The organism is Stenotrophomonas sp. 1278 (genome assembly GCF_029892765.1).
In the GTDB taxonomy this organism is placed as follows: Bacteria; Pseudomonadota; Gammaproteobacteria; order Xanthomonadales; family Xanthomonadaceae; genus Stenotrophomonas; species Stenotrophomonas indicatrix.
Genome location: NZ_JARXWD010000051.1, coordinates 1 through 2,319 on the forward strand (window position 1 = coordinate 1; position 2,319 = coordinate 2,319).

A 2,319-nucleotide genomic window follows, 5' to 3' on the forward strand; every position below is an offset into this window, starting at 1 on the left:
CCGCGCCCGTAGGGCCAAGCGGTTGGGCGGGCCGCGGGCCGGAAAGCCACCCGGGCGGCCGGCCCGCGGCCGGCACTACCCGTCAGCCGGGAGCGCCCGGATCCGGTAGCGCCGGGCCATGCCCGGCGAGCGAAGCGGTAATATCCGTCAGCGGGGAGCGTCCGGATCCGGTAGCGCCGGGCCATGCCCGGCGAGCGAAGCGGCAAGATCCGTCAGCCCTTCCCGATACGTTGGAAACCGCGGCGTCCAGCCCAGCGCGTCGCGCGTGCTGCGGCTGTCGATGCGCTTGCTGCTCTGGTAGAAGCGCCGCAATGTCGCGCTCACTGATGGATCGTCCCAAGCCACGGCGGGTGGCATGGCGAAACACCCCAGCTGCGCAGCGAAGGCCAGTACATCCTGCGGCGGTGCCGGTTGGTCATCGCTCGGCAGATACAGTGCGTTGGCCATGGGGCGTTGCATCGCGGCGATCACCACCGCAGCCAGGTCGTCCACGTGCAGGCGATTGAACACCAGCCCTGGCCGCACCACGTGCCGTGCGCGGCCCTGCGCCAGCTGCAGCAGCGCGTTGCGCCCGGGTCCGTAGAGGCCCGGCAGGCGGAACATCGCCGAGGCGATACCGCGCGCATCCGCCAGTGCACGCCATTGCGTTTCGGCGAGGCGACGCTGCATGCCTGCCGGCCCGGTGGCATCGGCCACGCTGTGCTCATTGATCCAGCCACCGTCGCGGTCGCCGTAGACCGAGGTCGACGACAGGTAACCGAGCCAACGCAGTGAACTGCTGTCGCGCAACGCGGCACGCAGCAGGCGCAGCGCCGGGTCGCCCTCGGCATCGGGAGGAACGCTGCACAGCACTGCGTCGGCATGGGCAATCGCAGCGACCAGGCTCGGGGCAAGCACGGCGTCGGCACGCAGCTGATGACGCAGCAGGCCATCGTCAGGTGCCGACGCCGGATCGCGCACCGTGCCTTCCACGTGTACGCCCTGGGCCTGAAGGCGCGCGGCCAACACGCGGCCACTCCAGCCCATGCCGAGGATCAGTACGCGCTTCGGCAACGGGCCAGGCATGTTCATCGGATCACACCGCGCGCTGGGCCTGGTAGGCCTGCAGGCTGCTGTAGGCGACCTGCAGCAGCAACGCTTCCTGGCCCGCGGCGCGCGCACGCGCCAGCATGTCGCCGACGATCTGGGCCGCTTCCACCTGCTGGCCTGCTTCCAGATCGCGCAGCATCGACGCCTTCAACGCCGAACCGGCCTGGGTCAGGGTGCCACGCGCGGTGTCCTGCGCCGCCTGCGGCACCGGCTCACCCGCTGCTTCGGCCACCGCAAGGCATTCGTCATAGAGCCCACGCACGATGGCGTCGCCGTCGTCGGTGGCCACGATCGTGCCGATGTCCGCACGCAGCAGGCAGGTGGCCGCCGCCAGCGCGGTGAGGAACGTGTACTTGATCCACTGTTCCTGGCCGATGTGCTCACTGGCCAGATGATCGAGATTGGCCTGCGCACACGCTGCTGCGAACGCCTGCACGCGCGCGGAGATCGCACCGCCATGGCGTTCGCCGAAGGTCAGCTTGGCCGGCTTGCCCAGGTGCAGCACGGCGCCATCAGGCGCCTTGGTCGCACTGATGAAGCACAGCCCGCCGAGCACGGCGTCACGACCGAAGCGCGCGTCGAGCGCGTTGTAGTGATGCAGGCCGTTGAGGATCGGCAGCACGGTGGTACCCGCGCCCACCGCCGGGGCGATGGCATCGATCGAGCTGTCCAGGTCGTAGGCCTTGCAGCTGAGGATCACCAGATCGAACGGCTTGTCCGCAGCCAGCGCAGGCAGGGCATCAGCGATGACGTGCTGTACCGGGAACGTGGCATCGCCCACCGGGCTGCGCAGCACCAGGCCATCACGATCCAGCTGCGCGGCGCGCGCGGGGCGCACGAGGAAGGTCACGTCCACGCCAGCCTGGGCCAGGCGACCACCGAAGTAACCGCCGGTACCGCCGGCGCCGAGGATCAGGATACGCATTGCACGCTCACTGCAGTTGGGGGATTCACTGCAGCGATTGTGCCGGAGTTTGCGGCCAACGGCTGAGCCCCTCGTGGTGGTTTGAAGCGCAAGCTGTGTTTGGGTCGGGGGGGGGGGGGGGGCGGGGGGGGGCCCCCCCCCCCCCCGGGGGGGGGGGGGGCCCCCCCCCCCCGGGGGCGGCCCCCCCCCCCCCCCCCCCCCCCCCCCCCCCCCCGCCATCCCACAGCAACCCCGCTGTTGCTGTTGCTGTTGCCGCTGCTCCAGCCGTTGCCTCTGCGGGTGCCGGGCGCAGCCCGGCCGATACC

The 2,319-nt window shown here is 70.9% G+C and carries 2 protein-coding genes; both read right to left on the reverse strand.

Annotated elements, in window-relative coordinates; translation table 11 throughout:
- Positions 1–147 precede the first annotated feature (147 nt).
- Positions 148–1,071, reverse strand: a complete 924-nt coding sequence (locus M2299_RS20650; RefSeq protein ID WP_280884914.1) for an NAD-dependent epimerase/dehydratase family protein — start codon at positions 1,069–1,071, stop codon at positions 148–150.
- Between the two features lie 4 nt (positions 1,072–1,075).
- Positions 1,076–2,014 carry a 2-dehydropantoate 2-reductase gene (panE, locus tag M2299_RS20655; protein ID WP_280884915.1) on the reverse strand — a complete coding sequence of 313 codons (939 nt, stop codon included), beginning with the start codon at positions 2,012–2,014 and terminating at the stop codon, positions 1,076–1,078.
- Between the last annotated feature and the right edge of the window lie 305 nt (positions 2,015–2,319).

Bases quoted from the DNA above. Each gene is read 5' to 3' on its own strand.
- M2299_RS20650 (WP_280884914.1), bottom strand. From the start codon at position 1,071: ATGAACATGCCTGGCCCGTTGCCGAAGCGCGTACTGATCCTCGGCATG.
- panE (WP_280884915.1), bottom strand. From the start codon at position 2,014: ATGCGTATCCTGATCCTCGGCGCCGGCGGTACCGGCGGTTACTTCGGT.